The organism is Myxococcus sp. AM009, from assembly GCF_013372605.1.
GTDB classification, from domain to species: Bacteria; Myxococcota; Myxococcia; order Myxococcales; family Myxococcaceae; genus Myxococcus; species Myxococcus vastator.
The window spans coordinates 13,184-28,550 of record NZ_JABXEP010000109.1; the positions used below are offsets into that span (position 1 = coordinate 13,184).

At 67.6% G+C, this 15,367-nt stretch carries 14 protein-coding genes; 3 read left to right on the plus strand and 11 right to left on the minus strand.

Annotated features, from left to right (window positions below; all coding sequences use genetic code 11):
- Positions 1 to 21 precede the first annotated feature (21 nt).
- The 4 genes from HV824_RS24275 to HV824_RS24290 all read right to left on the minus strand — a co-directional run bounded on the left by HV824_RS24275 (position 22) and on the right by HV824_RS24290 (position 3,910).
- Positions 22 to 1,119, minus strand: a complete 1,098-nt coding sequence (locus HV824_RS24275; protein ID WP_368738100.1) for an IS630 family transposase — start codon at positions 1,117 to 1,119, stop codon at positions 22 to 24.
- 150 nt (positions 1,120 to 1,269) lie between these two features.
- Positions 1,270 to 1,845, minus strand: coding sequence for a hypothetical protein (locus tag HV824_RS24280; RefSeq protein WP_176421229.1), 576 nt, complete (start codon positions 1,843 to 1,845; stop codon positions 1,270 to 1,272).
- A gap of 500 nt (positions 1,846 to 2,345) precedes the next feature.
- Complete coding sequence (locus HV824_RS24285) at positions 2,346 to 2,714, minus strand: DUF2019 domain-containing protein (protein ID WP_176421230.1); 369 nt, start codon at positions 2,712 to 2,714, stop codon at positions 2,346 to 2,348.
- 110 nt (positions 2,715 to 2,824) lie between these two features.
- On the minus strand, positions 2,825 to 3,910 hold the full coding sequence (locus tag HV824_RS24290; RefSeq protein WP_176421231.1) for a hypothetical protein: 1,086 nt from the start codon (positions 3,908 to 3,910) through the stop codon (positions 2,825 to 2,827).
- A gap of 279 nt (positions 3,911 to 4,189) precedes the next feature.
- On the opposite strand from HV824_RS24290, the gene hrpA reads away from it, so the two are divergent.
- Complete coding sequence (gene hrpA, locus HV824_RS24295; protein ID WP_176424348.1) at positions 4,190 to 7,900, plus strand: ATP-dependent RNA helicase HrpA; 3,711 nt, start codon at positions 4,190 to 4,192, stop codon at positions 7,898 to 7,900.
- Positions 7,901 to 7,959: 59 nt separating this feature from the next.
- On the opposite strand, the gene HV824_RS24300 is transcribed toward hrpA, so the two are convergent.
- Positions 7,960 to 8,157: a hypothetical protein gene (locus HV824_RS24300; protein WP_255208301.1), complete on the minus strand. Its 198-nt coding sequence runs from the start codon at positions 8,155 to 8,157 to the stop codon at positions 7,960 to 7,962.
- 489 nt (positions 8,158 to 8,646) lie between these two features.
- Here HV824_RS24300 and HV824_RS24305 point away from each other — a divergent pair, with 489 nt between their 5' ends.
- Positions 8,647 to 9,207, plus strand: coding sequence for a hypothetical protein (locus tag HV824_RS24305; RefSeq protein ID WP_176421234.1), 561 nt, complete (start codon positions 8,647 to 8,649; stop codon positions 9,205 to 9,207).
- A 55-nt stretch (positions 9,208 to 9,262) separates the two neighbouring features.
- Here HV824_RS24305 and HV824_RS24310 read toward each other — a convergent pair whose 3' ends face one another.
- The 3 genes from HV824_RS24310 to HV824_RS24320 form a co-directional block, all read right to left on the minus strand.
- Complete coding sequence (locus HV824_RS24310) at positions 9,263 to 9,802, minus strand: hypothetical protein (RefSeq protein WP_255208302.1); 540 nt, start codon at positions 9,800 to 9,802, stop codon at positions 9,263 to 9,265.
- 128 nt (positions 9,803 to 9,930) lie between these two features.
- Positions 9,931 to 10,809, minus strand: a complete 879-nt coding sequence (locus tag HV824_RS24315; protein ID WP_255208303.1) for an endonuclease/exonuclease/phosphatase family protein — start codon at positions 10,807 to 10,809, stop codon at positions 9,931 to 9,933.
- A gap of 195 nt (positions 10,810 to 11,004) precedes the next feature.
- On the minus strand, positions 11,005 to 11,598 hold the full coding sequence (locus tag HV824_RS24320; RefSeq protein ID WP_176421236.1) for a TetR/AcrR family transcriptional regulator: 594 nt from the start codon (positions 11,596 to 11,598) through the stop codon (positions 11,005 to 11,007).
- Positions 11,599 to 11,688: 90 nt separating this feature from the next.
- Between HV824_RS24320 and HV824_RS24325 the strand changes: the two genes are divergently transcribed.
- On the plus strand, positions 11,689 to 12,078 hold the full coding sequence (locus tag HV824_RS24325; protein ID WP_176421237.1) for a DUF1304 domain-containing protein: 390 nt from the start codon (positions 11,689 to 11,691) through the stop codon (positions 12,076 to 12,078).
- Positions 12,079 to 12,122: 44 nt separating this feature from the next.
- Here HV824_RS24325 and hflC read toward each other — a convergent pair whose 3' ends face one another.
- The 3 genes from hflC to HV824_RS24340 all read right to left on the minus strand — a co-directional run bounded on the left by hflC (position 12,123) and on the right by HV824_RS24340 (position 15,244).
- On the minus strand, positions 12,123 to 13,061 hold the full coding sequence (gene hflC, locus HV824_RS24330) for a protease modulator HflC (protein ID WP_176421238.1): 939 nt from the start codon (positions 13,059 to 13,061) through the stop codon (positions 12,123 to 12,125).
- Positions 13,058 to 14,128 (minus strand): FtsH protease activity modulator HflK, encoded by a 1,071-nt coding sequence (gene hflK, locus HV824_RS24335; protein ID WP_176421239.1) that lies wholly within the window; start codon positions 14,126 to 14,128, stop codon positions 13,058 to 13,060. The genes hflC and hflK overlap by 4 nt, the downstream gene beginning before the upstream one ends.
- A 171-nt stretch (positions 14,129 to 14,299) precedes the next feature.
- Positions 14,300 to 15,244, minus strand: coding sequence for a DUF808 domain-containing protein (locus HV824_RS24340; RefSeq protein ID WP_176421240.1), 945 nt, complete (start codon positions 15,242 to 15,244; stop codon positions 14,300 to 14,302).
- Between the last annotated feature and the right edge of the window lie 123 nt (positions 15,245 to 15,367).

The following is a 15,367-nucleotide window of genomic DNA, read 5'->3' on the forward strand; positions in this document are numbered from 1 at the left end:
GATCGTAATTCTCGAACGGCCTCAGGATGTGCGCCTGAGGTCGACTCGTCGCAGGGATGGACTGGCGGAGCGCTGGGCATTTCGAGCGGAGAGGTAGGCATGCATGCGGACCATGAGCTGGTCCATGGTGCGGCAGCGGTGATTGCGGGTGACGTTGGCATGCAGGTCGAGCCACACCCGCTCGATGCGATTGCCCTGGGGGCAGTACGGCGGGAGGAAGTGGAGGACGAGTCGCCCGCCGAAATGCGCGAGCGCCTTGAGCGTCTTCTTGCTGGAGTGAACCGAGGCGTTGTCGAGGACGAGGTGGATACGGCGAGCGCGCCGGTATTGACTCGCCAGGCGCCACAGCAACTGGATGAAGAGGGCACTTGCCTTGGACCTGCCTTCCACCCACGTCAGTTGCCCGGTGCTCGTATTGAGCGCTCCAGCCAGGTAGCGCTTCTGGTTGTTGCCGGGCGTCACCACCACCCGTCGTTGCCCGGGCAGGCACCAGTCGCGCCCCACCTTGGGGTTGAGGTGGATGTCGACCTCGTCCACATGCAGAACGGGCTCGCTGGGAGGCCCATACACCTCGAGACACTTCATCTCGTGGAGCCGACACTGTCGCTTCCAACTGGGCCAGGGACAATCGACGATGGGCTTGGCCGCCTTGAGCCGGGCGCCGAGCGTGGCGAGCGTGCGCCCCATGGTCGCCACGGACACGCGCACCTGTCCTCGGCGAGCCATTTCCTGGCACAGCAGCTCGCGTGTCCAGGTGGGACGACACCAGCCCCAGTCCTCGGGCGTGCCCTCCAACACGCAGGTGAGCCGCTCCCGAAACCGCTCGTCCACCTTGGCGCGTCCGTTGCCCTCCCTTCTGTCTCGAAGGGCTTGGCGCCCACCCTCCTGGTAGCGCCGCACCGCAACCACCACGGTCAAGGTGGCACACTCCAGCGCCTTCGCGGTGGCGCGACATGACGCCCCTCGCCCCGCGCTCGCCACTGCCAGGCACCTCCGGTAGGTCAGCGGGCAACCACTCCTGGCCCCCCACCGAAGCAGCGCCTGACGCTGCTTCCTCTTCAACCACGGCCTACCTTGCCCCTGGGGCAGGGCCTTCTCGCTCTCAGGTCTTCTGCGCACACAGAGCCGAACGGGAGGTGCCCCTGCTCTTTCTTCCCGTTCGCTTCGCGCCCGTCTGCTCTCCGACCTGATCGAGAATCACGAACCTCGGTTTAGGCCGCCCTCTCAGCAGGAACCCTGGTCCTCTTGGCTGTCTTGAACCTCAACAGATCAGCGCAGGACACGGCTATGCAACCAAGCCCGCAGGCGACCTACCTCCCACCAACGGTCCCAATCCCCTCGTCTCTCTGCAGGGAGTCTGTTTCTTGCCTGCAGAGCGGGATGCGGGACTTCTTCGGCATTCCCTCCAGTAAACTCGACAACCCAATTCATCATGGTCGCTGCGTCACCGCAGAGCAGTGAGTAATCGGCCCTCTCCAAGATCGGGAAGTTGGTATCCAGGCTCTCGTTCACAAAGTCGAAGTGCGCCTGCCGAGACAACGGTTCCTCTTCCAGGAAGAAGTAAGAGGCGTTCAGGAGGACAACACCCTCATCCAGTAACGCGAGGGCGGCAGCCTGCGGCGTGAGGTATCGCTGCTCGACATCCGCCCCAAAAACCGACCGGAAGAGGTAGTAGCCCGCCGACCGTTTATCCAATTGCCCCCAGGCTTCCTTTACGAACGGAATCGACCTCGCTGCCGTGGGGAAGGGGTCTCGCCCTATAATTGCGAGGCTAACAGTATCCAGGCCATAGATTCGCTCAGCATACTCCGGATCAGGTTCAAGCCTCGCGTATTCCCTTCGCATTGAATCCCCTCGCTTCCCAGCGTGGGTTCAAAAATACCAGAGAGGTCCCAGCAGGCGCATAGGAGAAATGAGGATGGCGTTGCAGCAGCATGTTCGCAGGTATCCGCTCGGTGAAGCGGTGCAGCATGCCACCGTGCGTCCCTGGTTCCGTCTCCAGAATGTCTCCAAGACTAGAGAGGATTCCGAGGGACTGGCGGGAACTGCCCCGTGTACTTGAAGCACCCGGATTCACTCATGATTCAGCGAAAGGCGTGTGCCGTCGCGGGTTTAGGCCACCCCTCCTCCACGGGTTCGAATTCCGTCGGGGACAATGCAAAAAACGAACGGGGTTGGTCGGGCCAAACTGTCCAACCCCGTTCGTTTTTGGCGACGCCTTGGCGATGCTGTGACGTTACGGCGGAGTGGGCAACAAACGTTGCCCCATGGCGCAATGCAGAGCGACACGTGAAGTCCGGATGCCAGCTCAGCACCGGAAACGAATTCACACCGCGCCCACAGCGTCAGTCGAACGTCAGCCTACCGGCTCGCCACTCACTCAACACCATTTCCGCGTTGAACCTCGCGATGCTCGGTGGCCCGTTTGCAAGCTGCTCCAGTACGGCTTCAGCAGCCTGGGGAGCTGACTCCAGGGCATGTGACGCCGCCCACCCACGCACATGGGGATTCGCGCTCCCCAGCAAGTTCAAGAGCGCGCCAGAGCCCTCGCTTTTCCGGGTTCGCAGCTCCTTCCAAACAGCAGCGATCCGGCGAAACTGCGCATTGGCCTTCCGGTGGTCACCCGTCTCGCTCGCCTGACCATGTGCGGCTGCGAACTCTTCGTACATCGAGGCCAGTTCCTGAAGAGAGCGCTTCTCCAGAGACGTCTTCATCAAGGGGAGGCTCCGAAATCGCAAAGAAATTTCATACCATTCGCCAGGCTGCTGGACGCACCTCAAACCTGGACGGAAGGAAGCGACGCACTTCGTCGCCCCCAGCGCGCCTACGATTCCTTCGTCTGGGCCGCGAGCTGTGGAAGCTGCGTGCGAAGGACCTCGGCCCAGGCATCCAGGCGGCCCGCGATTGATTCGATGCGCGGGGTCTTTCCGTCGAGTCGCACCTGCCACTTCGTGTGAGCGCCCCAGGGCATGGCGGCGGCCGTTCCACCCCACGCGGAGGCGAGCGCTTCGCTGTAACGCCTCCCGAAGTCCTCCGTGCTCCCCATGCCTGCCTCGTTCGTCCAGACCTGCCCATCCCGCTGGATGATGCCCAGGTTCACGGTCCTGCCATCCGGCGCCTCCCACTTGAGGCTGAGTGCGCGGCGAAAGTCGCCGGATACCCCCAGGGCGGAGAGCTGGACGATGAACCTTTGAAGCTGCTCCGGCAGCTTCGGGTCCCGCGCCCGCATCGTGTCGAAGAACTCCTCCGCGCTGATGTTTCCGGAGAAACGGTTCACTTCCAGCACCGCCGACGCGGGAACCACAGGCGCCACGGTGACGTGCCCGTCCTCGATCCGCACGACTCCACGCTCGACCATCTGCGTGCGCAAGAGGGTCCGAGGAATGACGAGGCGGCCCTGCTCTCCGGGCAGCAGGAACACCGACAGCTCGACGAGCGCGAACGTGAAGCGGAAGCCCGCATGAAGCTGAAGCACCTCAATCAATTGCTCCGTGCCCTCGCGAATTCCGTCACCGACGACCAGGACCAGGATGCGCCCGCGCTTCAAGTTCCGGCTGACCGCGTCGATGAACTCGGGCTCCGGCAGCCGCACCGCTTCTGGCACCACCTCCCAGAGGCGCTGCGGCTTCTGCCCTCCTCGGAGCTGGCCGCCCAGGGCAGCGGCTTCGAACTCAGCGTAGCTCATGCGGAACAGGCAACTCGCATAGTCCAGGGACTGTGCGACGACCTCCCGCCGGGCCTGGGGGTTTCGCCATAGCTTGGCTTCCGCGATGACAACCTGCCCGTCCGCGGTGATGAACAGGTTGTCGATGAAGCCGCGCGGGGTCCGCATCTCGCGGCACACGGAGATGAGCCCCTCGATGGCGCCCTCGATTTCGGCGACCGGCAGCACTTCGGGGTGCTCGAACATGAGCTCCTGGAGGAACGACTCCTGAAAGGTCCCGTCAGCCCCACCGGTCAGCGGGACTGGCGTCAAAGGAGCCTGGGAGCCAGATGCCAGGAGTACGGGGGTGCCATCACGCCGGTTCGTTCGTGCCATGCGCTTGAGAAGATACCCATTCACGAGGCTCCGCTGCCTTCAGGATGAGCGCACGCATCCCCGCCCGCGTCACTGCGGCGCGTGACTCGACTTGGCGCGCCTATCACCTCGTGTTCCCCGGCGTGCGCTTCAGTGATAGGCCCTGCTGCCATGTCCGGCGACTCACCCGTCCCCACTTCCGGCGCCTTGCCCACCCTGCACTTCCCCCCCGAGCTCCCCATCTCGAGCCGGGTGGAGGACATCACCGCGGCTATCGCCGCCCATCAGGTGGTCATTGTCGCGGGGGCCACCGGCTCAGGGAAGACGACGCAGTTGCCGAAGGTCCTGCTCGCCATGGGGCGCGGCCGCCCGCGCCAGATTGGCGTGACCCAGCCCCGGCGTATCGCCGCGACGAGCGTGGCGGCGCGCGTGGCTCGCGAGCTCGGCACGGAGCTGGGCACGGACGTCGGCTACCAGATTCGCTTCGAGGACCGCTCGTCCCGGCAGACGGCCGTGAAGTTCATGACCGACGGCGTCCTGCTCGCGCAGATTCACAGCGACCCGCTCCTGCGCCGCTACGACACCATCGTGCTCGACGAGGCCCACGAGCGCAGCCTCACGATCGACTTCCTGCTCGGGTGGATCAAGCGCATCCTCCCCAAGCGCCCCGACCTCAAGGTGGTGGTGAGCTCGGCCACCATCGAGACGGAGCGCTTCTCGCGGTTCTTCGGAGGGGCGCCGGTCATCCAGGTGGAGGGCCGTACCTTTCCGGTGGACGTGCTCTACGAGCCGCCTCCCGAGGACGCCGAGCTCGCCGACTCCGTCGCCGATGCGGTGGCGGACGTGCTCTCGCTCGACCCGGACGGAGACGTCCTCGTGTTCCTCCCCGGGGAGCGGGAGATCCGCGAGGCCGAGAATGCCCTGAACGCGCGCGAGCTCCGCGGCACGGTGGTGCAGCCCCTCTATGCGCGCCTGTCGGCCGCCGAGCAGTCGCGCGTCTTCGCCACCATCCCCCAGCGCCGGGTCATCCTCGCCACCAACGTCGCGGAGACGTCGGTCACCATCCCGGGCATCGTGTACGTCGTGGACACGGGGGTGGCGCGCCTGTCGCGCTACGAGCCGCGCTCGGGCACCACACGCCTGCACATCGAGCCCGTCTCCCAGGCCAGCGCCGACCAGCGCAAGGGGCGCTGCGGCCGCGTGCGCGAGGGCATCTGCGTGCGCCTCTACGACGAGGTGAGCTTCACCACGCGGCCCGCCTTCACCGACCCCGAAATCAAGCGCACCGGGCTCGCGGGGGTCATCCTGCGGATGAAGTCCCTGGGCCTCGGTGACGTCGAGGACTTCCCCTTCCTCGACCCGCCCCAGCCGAAGGCCATCGCCGAGGGCTGGCGGGTACTCGAGGAGCTCGGCGCCATCGAGGGCAAGGAGCGCACCTTGACGCCGCTCGGGCACCAGCTCGCGCGCTTCCCGGTGGACCCGCGCATCGCGCGGATGATCCTCGCCGGCGCCGAGTACGGGTGCCTGGACGAGGTGCTCATCGTCGCCGCGGCGCTCAACCTGCAGGACCCGCGCGAGCGGCCACGCGAGCTCGCGCAGAAGGCGGACGAGCTGCACCGGCGCTTCCGTGACGAGCACTCGGACTTCACGGGGCTCCTCAAGCTGTGGGCGTTCGTGCGCGAGGCCGAGGGTCGGGGGACGTCCCACCTGCGGCGCGTGTGCCGGGACAACCTCTTGTCCTTCCTGCGGGTGCGCGAATGGCGGGACGTCCAGCGCCAGCTCGAGGAGACCGTCCGCGAGCTGCGCCTGCCGCGCAAGGGCCGAGGCGCCCCGGCGCGCGGGGACGTCCTGCACCAGGCGCTCCTCACCGGGCTCCTGTCCCGCATCGGCCAGTGGAATCCGGAGCAGCGCCACTTCACGGGCGCGAAGCAGACGCGCTTCATGGTCCACCCCTCGTCGGCGCTCGCGAAGAAGCCCCCTGCCTGGGCGATGGCGTTCGAGCTCGTGGAGACGTCCCAGCTGTTCGCCCGCACCGTGGCGAAGCTCGACCCGGAGTGGCTCGCGGCGGCGGCCCCTCACCTGCTCAAGCGCAGCTACTCCGAACCGCACTGGTCGGAGAAGTCCGCGCGCGCCGTGGTGAAGGAGAACGCGACCCTCTTCGGGCTCCAGGTCTTCAAGGAGCGCCCCGTGGCCCTGGCCAGCATGGACCCCGCCCGGGCACGGCTGATGTTCCTCGAGCATGCCCTGGTGCGCGGCGAGTACCGCACCCGGGGGGCGTTCCAGGAGAAGAACCGCCAGGTGCTCGAGCGCGTGGCGCGCCTGCGGGACAAGGCCCGGCGCAGCGAGCTGCTCGACAGCGAGGCGCTGCTGACGTTCTTCGACCGGCGCCTCCCGGCGGACGTGACGGACGGAGCGGGCTTCGAGGTCTGGCGCCGAAAGGCCGAGGCGGCCGACCCCGACGTGCTCGTCCTCTCGATGGAGGACGCCCTCTCGGACGACCCGGACCTGTCCCCGGCGCACTACCCGGACGCCCTCACCCTGCACGGCGCGTCTGTGCCGGTGACGTACACCTTCGACCCCTCGGCCGAGGACGACGGCATCACCCTGAGCGTGCCGCTGCTGCTGCTCGCCCAGCTCGTCCCAGGTGAGCTCGACTGGACCATCCCCGGGTGGCAGCGGGAGAAGCTCACCGCCCTGCTCGAGCAACTCCCCCGCGCCCAGCGCAAGCAGTTGGGGCCGGTGCCGGCCCTGGTCGACCGTCTCGAGAAGGAACTGGTGCCCTTCCGCGGGCCGATGATTCCAGCGCTCGCGCGTGCGGTGTCCCGGCTGTGCGGCGTGGACGTGCCCGAGGAGTCCCTCCGAGCGGATGCCGTGGTGCCGTACCTGCGGATCACGCTCCGGGTACTCGACGAGCGGGGAAAGGAGCTCGCGCGGAGCCGCGATGCCGATGCGCTGCTCGAGCAGCACGGGGGACGTGCACGGGCGGCGCTGCGCAGCGCGGCGCCGGCTTCAGACTGGGAACGCAAGGGGCTGACGGCCTGGACCTTCGGCGAGCTGCCCCCCGTGGTCACCCGGCGGGTCGGCGGGCTCGAGGTCCGCAGCTACCCCGCGCTCGTCGACCGGGGCGCTGCCGTGGACCTGGTACTACTCGAGACCTCCGCCGCCGCCGAGGCGGCCACGCGCACAGGGGTCCGCAGGCTCCTGATGCTCGCCGCGCGCGGACACGTGGCCGTCAGCGCCGCGCGCATGCCGCTGCCCTTCCCGTCCCTGGACGGCGCGCCGCCCGCGCGGGGCCAGGCCGACGCCTTCCGGGCGCTCGTCCTCGCACGCGGCGTCGACGATGCGTTCAAGCTCGCACCGGGTGCGCCGCTGCCCCGCACGAAGGAGTCCTTCGAGGCGCTGGTCCGTGAGGGCTCACCACGCATCGAGCAGGCGGCCCGGGACTGGGCGAACGCCGTCGTTGTCACCTCCTCGGAGCTCGCCGCGACGCTCGCCGCGCTCAAGACGGCATCCAAGGGGCCGAGCGGCGCGGCGGCCGTGCGGGACCTCCGCTCGCAGCTCGGGCACCTGTTCCCCGCGAACCTCATCGAGTGGATTCCCTTCGTGCGCCTGCTGCACTACCCGCGCTACCTCCGCGCGGCCCAGGCACGGCTGTCGCGCGCGGTGGCGAACCCCGGCAAGGACGCGGGGAAGGCCGCGCCCTTCACCCCCCTGTGGGAGACCTTCCTCGCCAGGCGCGCCACCGTGCGTGACCAGGAGGCGGCGCAGGAGCTGCGGTGGGCCTTCGAGGAGCTCCGCGTGGCCATCTTCGCGCCGGAGGTGACGACGCCCGTGTCGGTGACGGTGGCGAAGGTCGGCGCGGCCCTCGCGGCGCTGCGCTAGAAACGGGTGGCGATGCCTCGCCACGGGGTCGCACCGCGAGGCCCACGCCGCCGCTGCCGCTACGGACAGATGAAGAAGGTGTCCGTGTAATACGCAGTCACCTGCCCCGACTGCGCGATGTACCCAGAGCAGTCGGCGTGCCACGCCCCCGCCCAGTTCACCTTGGCCGCCTCGCGGTAGTAGGTCCGGTGCTGGCCGTACCGCGTTCCACCACCAGGCTCCTCCGCGCGCTGTTCCACCGTGCGCGTGTCGCCCATGGGAAGCCCAGACTCCGAATCAGCCGCTCCACCGCAAGCGCAGAGGAGCAGCGCGGTGATTCCAACAACCCAACGAGACAGCGCCATCTGGGCCTCCTTGTCGTGAGAAATGTTTCGAATTCGCGATTGAAACCCTATCGAGACAGGACTTGGCGCGTCCACCCCGCGTGCGGGGCGACCCGGGCGGTGTTGAGCGGTGGCCACTGCCACGCCGCGAGGAAAGGCCTTCTTGAAGCGCTCATGGCCCATGTGCGCCGTCGGCGTGGGGCTGTCAGGGAATGCGGCGCGCATGACCCGCCGCAAGTCTGTCTTGCCCCAGCGGAAACCCCTTAGTCTGACATCCCAATGGCGTGCGCCACACCCGGGCCGCAATCATCCACATTCACTGAATTGCCGGCTTTGCCAGTTTGGATTTGAAATAAATCAAAGACCAGTGCTAGTAAGACATTGGCTTCGGCCAACCCCGCATAAACAACACAGGAGTAGTCCATGACGCGGAACGTGAAGCGTTTTCTGGCTGGCTCGCTGCTGTCTCTCACTCCGTCGCTCGCTTTCGCTGGGCAGCTCGAACTCGACTTTCCCGACTTCCTCACCCAGCGTGGCGAGTACGTCAGCGTCCGTGAAGGCGTGGTGCAGGTCCCCGTGCGGAAGGGCCCCTCTGTTGAAGCCATTGGCCCTGCCGTTGAAGACTTCTTCGTCCTCAACCAGACCGGCGTCGACCTCACCCTGGGCCTCCAGATCTTGACGGGCACGTTCAATGGAATCTGGAACACCCACCCCGTGCCCACCGGCACCTACGGTGGGTTTCAGGTCAGCGCCCCCGCCCCCACGCCGATGGTCGTCCAGCAGTACTACTACACGGTCGACCCGGCGAATCCTTCCGGCTCGAAGACCTGTGTCTGGCGCGTGGAGGTCTCTGACGTCGCCGGAGCCTGCTCCGCGCAGGTCTTCTTCGGGACCTACGGCGGCGCCGCCTGCACCGTCGACACGGCCCAGTCAATCATCGACCCGGTGACGTGTCAGACGCAGATCGTCACCAACATGATGTGAGTTGAAGCGCGTGCCACCAGGGCCGCTCCGGGCGGCCCTGGTGGTGCATACACCGTCATCGACGGTCGGCACGGCTCCAGCGGAAGGTCAGCCCTGCATGGCCGGTGGGCGGGCGGCTCCCGCCCCTCAGGCCCAGGGGAAACTCAAGGCCCCCCTCCGCGCGCACTTCGAGGGAGGGGCTCAAGCGAAACCCGATCCCCAGCGAGCCCCCCGGAGAGAGCAGCAGGTTCGCTCCATTGAACCGCCCTTGAAAGGCGGTGAGCGGTCCCGCGAAGGCGCCCATCAGCGATGCGCCACCGGTCAGCGTCCACGCGCGACTCAGCCGGAAGTCGAGCAGGGTCTGCGCGCCGAGCCGGAGATTGACGGGCTCCGTGGAGTTGTTGGTGACGGGCACGTACCAGATTCCAGCGCTCGGAGCGACGGACCACGTCCACCGGGACTGCTCGATGAGCCGGTGTCGTGTTCCGAGCTCCAGGCCCAGCAACGTGAGGCGGCCGCCCCAATCCCAGCCATGGCCAGCGCCCTTGCGAAAGGTGAGCTCGGGGCTGGGGAGGTACGCCTGGTCCCGCCCATGCTCGAAGGCCAGCGCGTTCAATGAAACGCCGACCTCTGTTGTCCCAACGGGGGTTGTCGCGGCGCCGATGTTCCGCGCACCACTCAGACAGCCAGGCGTGAGGACGAGCGTCCCGGCCACCGATAGCGTCCGTGTGACGAATCCTCGCATCACGGAGGCCATGCGAACCGCACCCAGACGGGATGGTGGTCGCTCCCGGCGGGACGCCGGTCCACGCCACGCTCCAGCGGAGCGAGCCCCTGGGCGAAGACGAAGTCGAGCGGGAGGCCGCCAATCACGGAGTCCACCGTGTCCCCCACGCCTTCCGAGGCCCAGTGGAAGCCCCGCTCGGAGAACAGCTTCACCATCTGCCTCAGGCTCCCCGGGTCCGAGGTATTGAAGTCGCCGGCGATGACCTGCACCGGCCCCGTGCCTTCGAGCGCGTCGATGATGGTCTCCGCCTGGTCGAGCCGCCCGCCAAGCCCGACGATGGGCGTGGCGTTGTGCACGGAGGCCGTTTGAACCAGCGTCCCGCCGAGGTCCAACGTCGCGAGGACCGCGATGCGGCGGCGCTGATGGTACGGGTCGTCATGGGGAAGGTGGACCTTCCGGTCCGCGACGATGGGCCACCGGCTCAGCAGCGCGTTGCCGAAGTCGTCGTCGTCCACCTGCACGGAGGCGGGGTAGTAGACGTAGGCCAGCCCCAGCTCACTTGCGATTCGGTCGACGGACGCAGCGTCCATCTCCTGCATCGCGATGACATCCGCCCCCGCGAGCGGAGGTCTTGAGAGCGCGGTGATGGCCTCGGAGACCTGTTCGGAGAAGGCCAGGTTGAACGTCACCACGGTAATGGAAGCGGGCGTCTCGGTGGAGACAGAGCCAGGCTTCCGATGGTCGCCGCTGTACCGGGGACCGGCCTCATCGGTGTAGTTCTCCGCGAGCGGGCAGCCCGTCAGGAACGTCAGCAGGAGAAGCGCCCACGGCGGCGCGATGCGCAGCCGTTGGAGGTAGCCAGGCGCCGCCGCGGCGCGTGCGTCGTTGCATTTCAAGGACCGGTGCATCGCGCAACTGAACGGAGCAGCGCCGCGGAGATTCCATCCACCGCGGCGCCAACACCGCACCGCTTCCTCCAACGGCCGCAGAGCAACGGAGGAAGTGAACGCCTCGAAAGCGCCGCCGCCGCAAGGCCCTGGCCAGCCAGGAGGCCGGATGCGGTGCTTTCGCTGCTGCGCTCAAGCACCTTCTCAGGGAGCCCAGCCCTCCACTTCGCTCGCGGCGGCACGGGCGAGCTTCGCCGCGGCCAAGGGATCCACCCGCGCGGTGACCAGCACACCGATGACGGCGCCCAGCAGCAGCTCCACCCGGCGGGCCACCGTCTTCCGAGGCATGACACCAGCCCGCGCCGCCGCCTCCAGGGCCCGTGTCAGGTGTCCCTGCAAGAGCGCGCGGTAGTCCTCCACCGCGCGATGAGCCTCGACGTCATGCGGGGCCAGCTCCGTGGCCGTGTTGACGAGCAGGCATCCCCGGCGCGTCAGGGCCGGCGGCGCGGTCCCCATCGTCGTCGCGAGCGACTCGAAGTACGCCGTCACCTGCGGCAGGCCCGCCGGGCCCTTGGCGAAGACGGCCAGCCGGGGCGTGATGACCTCCTGGAGGTACAGCGCCACCGCGCGGGAGAACAGCCCCCGCTTGCTCTCGAACGCCTGGTACAGACTGGAGCGGTTCAACCCCGTGGCGGACTCCAGGTCCGACAAGGACGTGGCCTCGTATCCCCGGGACCAGAACAGCCCCAGCGCCTTGCGCACCGCCTCCGTCTCGTCGAACGCACGCGTCCGCGCCACGTCACCCTCCTTGACAATTCTGGACCGACCGTTTCAATATGATTCGGAACTGACTGGTACAGAATATCGCGTTCCCAGAGGGGAGTCATCATGTCGCTGCTGGCACAAGGCTTCGCGGTCGTCGCCGCGCTCATCCACGTCCTGTTCTTCGCCATGGAGAGCATCGTCTTCTCGCAGCCGAAGGTGTGGCGGCGCTTCGGACTGAAGTCACAGGCGGACGCGGACGTGGTGAAGCCGATGGCGCTCAACCAGGGCTTCTACAACCTGTTCCTCGCGGTGGGCGTGCTGGTGGGCGTGGCGCTCGTCCACACCGGCGCGGCCGCGTCCGGCGTGGCGGCCGTGGTGTTCGGCTGTGCATGCATGGCGCTGGCGGCCCTGGTGCTGGTGTCCAGCAACCGCCGCTTCCTCAAGGCCAGCATCGTCCAGGGCGCCCCGCCCCTCCTGGCCATCGTGCTCATCGCGGTTCGCCTGGGGGACTGAGAGGGCGAGGCGCCAGGATGCCGTTGGCGTCCCGCCCTTCCCGTCTACGGCTTGGAGCTGCGCAGGTACCGGTAGAACTCGGACTCGCCGCCCAGGAACAGTGACGTGGAGGCGTCCACGACGTCCGGGTAGGCCTCCAGCGTCCGCATGAACTGGTAGAACTCCGGGTCCCTGCCAAAGGCCTCCGCGTAGATCTTCGTCGCCTCGGCGTCCGCCGCGCCAGTGATGTCCTGGGCCTTGCGGTAGGCCGCCGAGCGGATCTCCTTCAAGTCACGCTCACGCTGGCCCCGGACCTCCGCCGCGCGGCCCATGCCCTCCGAACGGGAGCGCTCGGCGATGCGCTTGCGCTCGGAGATCATCCGCTCGAACACCTTCACCTGGACCTCGTCCACGTAGTTGATGCGGCGGATCTGCACGTCGACCAGCTCCACCCCGAACTCCTTGACGATCTCCGCGGCCCGGAGACGAATCTGGCGGGTGAGCTTGTCCCGTCCCTGGGCGACCTGCTCCAGTGACTCGCCCCGCTCCGTCTCGGCGGTGTACTCGTCGTCCTCGAAGGGACGGTTGGTGGAGCGGACCGCTTCAATCAGCGCGAACGACGCGATGGTGTTGCGCGTCTCACCGTCGATGATGTCGTCGAGCCGGGACTGCGCGTTGCGCTCGTCCCGCAGGCGCTGGAAGAAGCGCAGCGGGTCCACGATGCGCCAGCGCCCGAAGGTGTCCACCCAGATGTACTTCTTGTCCTTGGTGGGGATCTGGTTCGGGTCTCCGCGCCAGTCCAACCACCGCTTGTCGAAGCGGTTCACCGTGTCGACGAAGGGCATCTTGAAGTGGAGCCCCGGGTCCACGACGGACGCGCCCTTCGGCTCGCCGAACCGGGTGATGACGGCCTGCTCGTGCTCGCTCAGAGTGTAGGTCGAGGAGAAGCCCACCACGACGACGAGGGCGGCCACTACGCCGAGGGGAATGATCAGGCGGCTCATCGGCGGCCCTCCGTCTGGCTCGCGCTCCCGGACACCGCGGGGTCGTTCGCCTGCATGTTCAACAATGGCGTGAGGCCCTTGACGGACTCGTCCAGGACGACCTTCTGTCCGGCGCTCTGGAGCACCTGGCTCACCGTCTCCAGGTACATGCGGCGGCGGGTGACGTCCGGGGCCTTGCGGTACTCCTCGTAGACGCGCGCGAAGCGGTCCGCCTCACCCTTGGCGCGGTTCACACGCTCAATGGCGTAGCCCTCGGCGCCGCGCAGCGCCTCCTCGGCTTCGCCCTTCGCGCGGGGGATGACGCGGTTCAGCTCGGCGTAGGCCTCGTTGATGACGCGCTCCTTCTCCTGGATGGCCTGGTTCACCTCGTTGAAGGACGGCTTCACCGGGTCGGGCGGGTTCACGTCCTGGAGGACCACCTGCTGGATGTCCACGCCCGTCTCGTAGCGGTCCGCCAGGTCCTGGAGCAGCAGCTTGGACTGGGTGGCCACCGCCTGGCGGCCCGTGGTGAGGACCTCGTTCACCGAGTGGTCTCCCACGACGGCCCGCATCGAGGCCTCGGAGATGTCCCGGAGCATGCTCTCCACGTTCTTCACCTTGAAGAGGTACTGGTACGGGTCCTTGATCTTGTACTGGACGATCCACTCCACCACCGCGACGTTGAGGTCACCGGTGAGCATGAGCGATTCGCGCTTCATGTCCGATGTCTCCGCCGCGTAGGAGGAGCCCGCGCGCGTGCGGGAGGCCTCCGTGCGGAAGCCGAACTCCGCCTTGAGCTGACGCTGCACCGGGACCTTCACGATGCGGTCCACCCAGAAGGGCACGCGGAAATGCGGGCCTGGCTCCACCGTGCCCACGAAGCGCCCCAGCCGGAGGATGACGCCCACTTCGTCCGGCTCCACCTGGGCGTAGCTGGTCATCAACCCCACCAGCAGGAACAAACCGAGCACGACGAACAGGAGGCGGCGCCCCATCCCTGGCCCCAGCTGCCGCTGCAGTTCACGTAGTACTTCTGACGGATCCCGCCCGCGTGGGTCGGAGTTCATGACGCGAGGTTCCCATGCCATCCGCCCGTCTTCCCCCGTCCAGGCTGCTTCATGCAAGGGGAACCACGCGAATTCCAGCTCGCCGGGCACCGTGCGCGGCGCTCACGCGCTTGAACGGCAGGTGCGCGCATGCCCGGAAGGTGAACGCCGCCCGCGTGCCCGGAACACCCGGGCACGCAGGGGCAACCTGGCTCAGCTCGGCCTGGCTCGCACCGACTGGAAGGCCCGCGTGGCGCCCGTCACGAGCAGCACGATGAGGCCACCCGCGATGATGCCGGCCACCGCGTTCAGCAGCGACGGCAGGAGCGCGCCCAGCAGCCCGCCAACGCCCGGCACCACCGCAGCCGCGGCGCTGGCGTGCTCGATGAAGTGATGCAGGGGCGCGATGCCGTGCGTGAGGATGCCGCCGCCCACCATGAACATGGCGGCCGTGCCCACGATGGCGAGCCCCTTCATCAAGTACGGCGCGGTCGCCAGGATGCCCCGGCCCAGGCTCTGACTGAACCCGCCCTCCGCCTTCATCAGGTAGAGGCCCGCGTCGTCGAGCTTCACGATTCCCGCGACCAGACCGTAGACGCCCACCGTCATGAGAAGGGCGATGCCGGACAGCACGGCGACCTGCATTCCAAAGGACGCGGCGGTGAGCGTCCCGAGCGAGATGACGACGATTTCGGCGGACAGGATGAAGTCGGTGCGGATGGCGCCCTTTATCTTGCCCTTCTCCATGGCGACCAGGTCCACCGCCGGGTCCGCCACCGCCTTGATGCGCTCCTGCTGCTCCGCCGCCTGCTCCTCCTTGCCGTGCAGGAACTTGTGGGCCACCTTCTCGAAGCCCTCGAAGCACAGGAAGGCGCCGCCCAGCATCAGCAGCGGGGTGATGGCCCAGGGCACCAGCGCGCTGATGGCCAGGGCCGCGGGGACCAGGATCGCCTTGTTGACCAACGAGCCCTTGGCGACGGCCCAGACGACGGGCAGCTCGCGGTCGGCTCTGACGCCGGAGACCTGCTGGGCATTGAGCGCGAGGTCATCCCCGAGCACGCCAGCGGTCTTCCGGGTCGCGACCTTCGTCATCACCGCGATGTCATCCAGCAGGCTGGCGATGTCATCAATCAGGGTCAGCAGGCTGCTTCCGGCCACGGGATTCGTCCTGGTGTAGAGGGCACGGGGGCGTCCGAAAGACGTCCCGAACCCTGGATATAGCCTGGATTAAGCGCGGCCACGCGGCTTCGATAGCCACGTCTCCCCGCTTGTCCCCCACCC

Coding starts and splice junctions, on each gene's coding strand:
- HV824_RS24280 (WP_176421229.1), bottom strand. CDS start 1,845: ATGCGAAGGGAATACGCGAGGCTTGAACCTGATCCGGAGTATGCTGAG.
- HV824_RS24285 (WP_176421230.1), bottom strand. CDS start 2,714: ATGAAGACGTCTCTGGAGAAGCGCTCTCTTCAGGAACTGGCCTCGATG.
- HV824_RS24290 (WP_176421231.1), bottom strand. CDS start 3,910: ATGTTCGAGCACCCCGAAGTGCTGCCGGTCGCCGAAATCGAGGGCGCC.
- hrpA (WP_176424348.1), top strand. CDS start 4,190: ATGTCCGGCGACTCACCCGTCCCCACTTCCGGCGCCTTGCCCACCCTG.
- HV824_RS24300 (WP_255208301.1), bottom strand. CDS start 8,157: ATGGGCGACACGCGCACGGTGGAACAGCGCGCGGAGGAGCCTGGTGGT.
- HV824_RS24305 (WP_176421234.1), top strand. CDS start 8,647: ATGACGCGGAACGTGAAGCGTTTTCTGGCTGGCTCGCTGCTGTCTCTC.
- HV824_RS24325 (WP_176421237.1), top strand. CDS start 11,689: ATGTCGCTGCTGGCACAAGGCTTCGCGGTCGTCGCCGCGCTCATCCAC.
- hflC (WP_176421238.1), bottom strand. CDS start 13,061: ATGAGCCGCCTGATCATTCCCCTCGGCGTAGTGGCCGCCCTCGTCGTC.
- hflK (WP_176421239.1), bottom strand. CDS start 14,128: ATGGCATGGGAACCTCGCGTCATGAACTCCGACCCACGCGGGCGGGAT.